The sequence below is a fragment of the Microbispora sp. NPDC049633 genome, assembly GCF_040675265.1.
GTDB lineage: Bacteria > Actinomycetota > Actinomycetes > Streptosporangiales > Streptosporangiaceae > Microbispora > Microbispora maris.
In genome coordinates, this window is the sequence record NZ_JBFAOO010000303.1 from 1 (window position 1) to 6172 (window position 6172).

Annotated in this window: 5 protein-coding genes and 2 pseudogenes; 3 read left to right on the top strand and 4 right to left on the bottom strand. The window is 72.1% G+C overall.

From position 1 onward, the window contains the following. From AB0J39_RS37470 to AB0J39_RS37480, 3 genes and pseudogenes are all read left to right on the top strand, one after another. A pseudogene (locus AB0J39_RS37470) lies at positions 1-875 on the top strand (hypothetical protein); the annotation flags it as partial. Between the two features lie 83 nt (positions 876-958). Beyond that, on the top strand, positions 959-1903 hold the full coding sequence (locus tag AB0J39_RS37475; protein WP_363473633.1) for an ATP-binding protein: 945 nt from the start codon (positions 959-961) through the stop codon (positions 1901-1903). Positions 1904-1999: 96 nt separating this feature from the next. After that, complete coding sequence (locus AB0J39_RS37480; RefSeq protein WP_363473636.1) at positions 2000-2386, top strand: SCO5389 family protein; 387 nt, start codon at positions 2000-2002, stop codon at positions 2384-2386. 31 nt (positions 2387-2417) lie between these two features. Here the strand turns inward: AB0J39_RS37480 and AB0J39_RS37485 are convergent, their stop codons facing one another. The 4 genes and pseudogenes from AB0J39_RS37485 to AB0J39_RS37500 form a co-directional block, all read right to left on the bottom strand. Then, the gene (locus AB0J39_RS37485) at positions 2418-3419 is read right to left on the bottom strand and encodes an LLM class flavin-dependent oxidoreductase (RefSeq protein WP_363473638.1); all 1002 of its coding nucleotides are present in this window, start codon (positions 3417-3419) and stop codon (positions 2418-2420) included. Positions 3420-3435: 16 nt separating this feature from the next. Next, complete coding sequence (locus tag AB0J39_RS37490) at positions 3436-4200, bottom strand: glucose 1-dehydrogenase (protein ID WP_363473641.1); 765 nt, start codon at positions 4198-4200, stop codon at positions 3436-3438. Between the two features lie 226 nt (positions 4201-4426). Continuing rightward, positions 4427-4846: a hypothetical protein gene (locus AB0J39_RS37495; RefSeq protein ID WP_363473643.1), complete on the bottom strand. Its 420-nt coding sequence runs from the start codon at positions 4844-4846 to the stop codon at positions 4427-4429. Positions 4847-5950: 1104 nt separating this feature from the next. After that, a pseudogene (locus AB0J39_RS37500) lies at positions 5951-6166 on the bottom strand (DUF222 domain-containing protein); the annotation flags it as partial. Between the last annotated feature and the right edge of the window lie 6 nt (positions 6167-6172).

Genomic DNA, 6172 nt, shown 5'->3' on the forward strand with positions numbered 1-6172 from the left:
CCGACCTGTGGTCGCTGGGCGCCACCCTCCACCTGGCCGTCACCGGCCGGCCGCCGTCCGTCCCTCCGGGACCGCTGGAGGAGACGCCCGAGGAGCTCCGCGCGGTGCTGACCGGGCTGCTGGCCCGGGAGCCCCGGCGGCGGATCGACGCGGAGACCGCCGACCGCCTGCTCGCCGAGGTCGGACCGCCCGCCCCGGCCCGGCCCGTACACCGGGGCTCCGGCCGTACCCGGCTCCTCACCGGGCTGGCGGCGGGCGCCCTGGTCGCGTGCGCGGTAGGGGGGTGGGCGGTGCTGCGACCCGGCGGCGGCGAAAGCCGGGCCGGCACCGGGGCGGTCGCCTCTCCGGCCTCCCTCGCCTCCCCGCCGGCGGCCGTCTCGCCGTCTGCGGCCGTCTCCCCGCCGGCGTCCGGCCGACGGCTGAAGCTGAAGTGGCACACGTCCGACGCCGGGTGGCGGGCCGGCGTGCCCCGCGGCTGGGCCCGCGAGGAGGGGCCGTACTCGACCTCGTGGCGCTCGCGGGACGGCGCGGCGGCGTTCACCGTGGAGGTGACCGCGCAGCGCGGCACCGACCCTCTGGCGGCGCTCGGCGAGGCGGAGGAGATCCTCCGCCCGGCCGCCAAGACCTATCGGCGGCTCCGGCTCGAGACCGTGAGCGACGAGCACGGTCCCGCCGCCGACTGGGAGTTCACCTGGACCCCGCGCAAGGCGTCCGCCCGGGACCATCTGGCCAAGAGAGTGGAGTATCACCAGTACCGCCGGGTGATCTCCACGGGCACGACGACGAGCGTGCTCACCTGGACCACCCCCGCCGCCGAGTGGGACGCCCTGCGGCCCACGCTCGTCAGGGTGCTTTCGCTCTTCCGACCGGCCTGAAATCCGCCCGCGCCGTCCCCTGCTGTGTCATGATGACGCACGAGTGAAAGTGACAACGGTTTTCATTTCGTCTTGGGGGCCTCATGCGAGTGGCGTTCGTCGGCAAGGGCGGAAGCGGCAAGACCACGCTGTCGTCGCTGTTCGCGAGGTACGCGACGCGGAGGGGGCCGGTCGTCGCCATCGACGCCGACATCAACCAGCACCTCGGCCTGGTCCTGGGCCTGCAGGTGGACGCGGCCGAGCCACCGCCTCCGCTGGGCGGGATGCTGACCGAGATCAAGGACTACCTGCGCGGCGACAACCCGCTGATCCGCGACGCGGCGTCGATGGTCAAGACGACCCCGCCGGGGCGCGGCTCCCGGCTGATCCGGCTGGACGACCCGTTCTTCCCGTCCCGCCGCGTCGAGGGCGTCTCGCTCATGGTCACCGGTCCGTTCGAGGAGGACGACCTCGGCGTCGCCTGCTACCACTCCAAGCTCGGGGCGGTCGAGCTCTACCTCAACCACCTGGTCGACGGCCCCGGCGAGTACGTCGTGGTGGACATGACCGCCGGGGCGGACTCCTTCGCCTCCGGGCTGTTCACTCGCTTCGACCTCACGATCCTGGTCGCCGAGCCGACCCGGCAGGGCGTGAGCGTCTACCGGCAGTACCGCGACCACGCCGCCGGGTTCGACGTCGAGATCGCCGTCGTGGGCAACAAGGTCCACTCGCCGGAGGACGTCGGCTTCCTCCGCGAGCACGTCGGCGACGACCTGCTGACCTGGTTCGGCCACTCCCCCGCCATCCGGGGCATGGAGCAGGGCCGGCCGTTCACGCTCGACGACCTGGAGCCCACCGCCCACCAGGCCCTCGCCACCCTGCTCGACCGGCTCGACGCGCAGCCCAAGGACTGGCCGAAGTTCGGCAGGCAGGCGGCCGAGTTCCACATCAGGAACGCCCGCGCGTGGGCGAACCGGGCCACAGGACAGGACCTGGCCGCACAGATCGACCCCGGCTTCGTGTACGGCCCCGCCGTCGCCACCCCATGAACGTGTCGCCTCCGCGCCACATGGAGACCCGCCGCGTTCGATCTACCGTCAACTGCGTCCCCGCTCTCTGAGCAGACGCCGAGAGGAGAACAGCCAATGTCGCTGTCCGTGCCCAACGACCTGCTCGACCAGGCCCGCGCCGGTGAGGTGGACGACGCGGCCTTCGTCGCCTGCGTCCGCGACTCGCTGCCGTACGCCTGGGCGACGATCACCGCCCTCATCGAGCGGCGGGACCGGTCCGGCGCCGACTTCGCCGACAACCAGGTGCCGCCGCCCGACGAGGCCGCCCGTGGTCAGTTGCTGCGCTGCCTGGCCAGCGACGCGATGCGCGGCGCCCTCGAAAGGCACTTCGGCGTACGACTGGCCTTCCAGAACTGCCACCGCGTCGCCGTGTTCCGGCCGGAGGCCACCGAGGCCTACCGCGAGTTCGTCACGCCCCGCGCGCAGATCCTGAACCAGAGCCCGGAACTGGTCGACTGCTGACCTGCCGTCCGGCCGGGGGCGGCGCTCCGGTTCACGCCGCCCCCGGGTTCAACGACTGGCGCACCGCCGGGAGCACCTCGGCGCCGAGGCGGGCGATGTTCTCCAACGTCCGCCGGTGGTCCCCGGCGCCCTCGACCATCAGGATGAGGTGCCGCAGCCCGGTCCGCGCCGCCGTCGTGGTGATCTTCTCGACACAGTGCTCCGCGGATCCCACGGGGTGGATCCGGCACAGCAGGTCCACGTACTCCGGAATGTCGCGCCGTGGCGGCGGCCGGCCGTCCACGGGGACGTATCCGGCCAGTCCCGGCCCGAGCCAGCGCGGCAGCGACTCCCGCATCTCTCGTACGGCCTGCTCGGTCGTGTCCGCGACATAGCCCAGCGCGGCTCCCACATGGGCCGCCGGGGGCACGTCGCAGGCGTCGTAGGCAGTGATCATCTCCGCCCGCTCCTCGTCGCCGATGTGCAAGCCGAGCAGCATGGGCAACCGTCGTTCGGCGGCGAGCCGGACCGTGCCTTCCGAGGTGCAGGCGACGACCGGCGACATCCGGGCCTGCGGGACCATCGCGACCTCCCTGAACCGGAAGAACTCGCCGTCCGCCGCCACCGGGCCGCCGTTCAGGGCCGCGCACAGCAGGTCGAGCGATTCGGGGAAACCCCGCTCGAATCTCGCCGTGCCGGTGCCGAAGACTTCCAACTCCAGCCACGGGCCCCCACGCCCGACACCGAGGCGGAACCTGCCGTCCGACACGTGGTGAAGGATCGCCGCCTGCTCCGCCAGCGCGACCGGATGCTGAGCCGACAGCACGCTGACCGCCGTCCCCACCGTGATCCGCGAAGTCCGGCCCAGCGCCACGGCCGCCAGCGTCACCGCCGACGGGCACACGCCGTACGACATGAAGTGATGCTCGGCGATCCAGGCGTCGTCGAACCCGGCCTTTTCGGCTGCCTCGATCGCCTCCACCGTGCCGCGCAGCACGTCCCCGGGCGCCCTGCCCGGAAAACCGGCCGCGACGAGAAAGACCCCGATCCTCATGCCTACGGCCACGCCGCTACCGCGGGCCGCCGTTGACGTACAACGTCTGGCCGGTGACGTACGACGCGTCGTCCGAGGCGAAGAACGCCACCACCGACGCGATCTCGGTCGGCTGGGCGACCCGCCGCAACGGCACCGCCTGCGCCATCGTGGCCTGGTGCTCCTCCGGTGTCACCCCGAGTCGCACGGCCGTCGCCTCGGTCATCGGCGTCGCGACATACCCGGGCGCGACCGCGTTCACCCGCACGCCGAACGGGCCCAACTCGATCGCCATGGTCGCGGTCAGCCCCTGGATGCCCGCCTTGGCCGCCGAATAGTTGGCCTGCCCCCTGTTCCCCAGCGCCGACCGGCTCGACAGGTTGACGATCGCTCCCGACCGCTGCTCCACCATGTGCTTCTGAACAGCCCGGCTCACGAGGAAGACGCCCTTGAGGTTCACGTCGACGACCTTGTCCCAGTCGTCCTCCGACATACGGAACAGCAGGTTGTCGCGGGTCAGCCCGGCGTTGTTCACCAGCACGTCGATCCGCCCGAACTCGCCCATCACCTCTGGCACCAGCGCCTCGACCTGAGCACCGTCGGAGACGTCACATCCGAACGCGACCGCCCTGCCTCCGGTCACGGTGATCTCGTCCACGATCGAGGCGCATCGGTCCGCCGTAAGGTCCACGCACGCCACGGCCGCACCCTCCGCAGCCAGCCGACGTGCGATCGCCGCACCGATCCCCCGCGCCGCACCCGTGACCACCGCGAACTTCCCGACGAACCGTGACATCGACATCACAAGCCTCCTCACCAGGATCCGATCACAGCAACTTACTCCGAGTCATGCTCCTTGCTCCGGTCATGCTCCCTGCCACGATGCTTGGCAGTGACGGCCGCGGTGCTTGGCCCGGCCGGTCACTGTCACGGTGCTTGGCCGAGTCGGTCACTGCGCCGGAAGGACCCTCCGGTCCTCGCGAAGTCCGCTTCGCTCCCTGCAGCCCGGTGAGCATGTATGCACAGCACTAGACCCGCAGCGGCCGCGCTCCCGCCAGGCGGTGGTAGGTGAAGGCCCAGCGGTCTTCGCCGACCCTTCGGCGGGTGTAGCGGTCGGGGTGCTGGTAGCGGTCACGGTTGTGGAACTGGCAGGCCGGGCCGAGGAGTTTGAGGTCGGTCAGGCCGCCGGTGCTCCAGTTGTCGGCGTGGTCGATCTGGCACTTGGTGGCGGGCAGGGGGCAGCCGTCGATCCAGCAGGTGGCGTAGCGGGCGAAGATCGCCCGCCGCTGGGCGGGGGTGGCCAACCTGACCTTGCGGCCCATGTCCAGCACCTGCCCGTCGGCGTCCATCACCAGGCGCACGAGGGTGGAGGTGCGGGCCAGCCGGTGCACGCCGGCGATGGACAGTACCTGCCCGGTCGCCAGCAGCAACCCCGGCGCCGTCCCCAACAGCGGACCCAACACCGTCCCCCACGCCGCGCCCAGCCCCGCCCCCGGCAGCCCTCCGGCCGACGCTCCCGGTTCCGATCCCGGCGGCGTCCCCGGCTCTGCTCCCGGTGACGCCTCCATTTCTGGTCCCCGCGCGCCGGGCGCCACCCCCGGTTCTGGTCCCGGTGGCGACCCTGGCTCTGCTCCCCGCACGCCTCGCGGTGCCTCCGGCGCCCCCGGCGTGGCGGACGCGCACCGTGCCTTACTGCCGCACCCGCACCTGCACGCGCCCTGACCGTGCCACCGGTGCTCGTGGCCGTCGTCCTCACGCGTGGCCTGCGCATGGCGGCAGTCCCCCGCAAGCCGAGGCCCGGCGTGGATGGGAGAGTCGGAGGTGTCTCCGGGAGGATCAGGCGAGTGCCATTCGCCCCACCGCGACTCCCACGAGTGCGACTCCTGCCGCTGTGGCGTGCTCTGCTGCGACGAGCCTCGCTGAGACTCCCGCCGCTTCGGCGAGCTGCTCTGCTGTGGCGCGCTGTGCTGTGGCTCTTGCTGCGACTCGCTCCGCCGGCTGCTCTTCGCCTGCGCGCGTCCAGTCACGTCATCGCCGGACCGCACGTCGCGGGGCCCGGTCGCAAGGTCGGCGCTCTCGGCGGCAGCCTCAGCGGCTACATCGGCATCGGCACCTACCGCAGAAGCGGCTTCCTCGGCGTCGCCGGTATCGGCAGGGCCGACGGGGTCGGCGGTGTCGGCCGCGTCGGCGGGGGCGCTGATGTCCTCACTGTCCCGGCTGGCCTGACTGTCCCGGCTGGCCTGACTGTCCCGGCTGTCCTCGGCCGCCCCGGCGTTCCGAGCGTTCTGCCTGTCCTGGGTATCCGGGCCGCCCTGGGTGTCCTCGGGCTCTTCAGGGGCCTCCGGGGTCTCAGATGTCTCGAGGGTCTCGACGTGGTCGGCGCTGGCGGGGCGGTCGGCACTTCCGGCGTGCTCGGTGTCGGTGGCGGGCTCGGGGGTGGGGGTGGGGGTGGGGTCGGTGGGGAGGGATTCGGCGTTGACCAGGACCAGAAGCTCGGCGGCGATCTTCTCCTCCAGCAACGCCATGAACGCATCCGCCTGACGCACCCGCAGCGGCCGATCATCACTCTCCGCCTTGGGCCTGGCATAGGCGTCCAGCAACGCCTGCAACCGCGCGGCGTGCTCACGCGGCAGATAGAACTCCCCTTCCAGACCGCCGCCCCGGCCCGGGCGGACCCGAAGGAACCGCCGCCCGTAATCGGCCCGCTCATCGCGGTCCTCACCATCGGGGTCCAGCACCGCCCGCAGATAACGACCCGCCTTGGCCACCTCCGC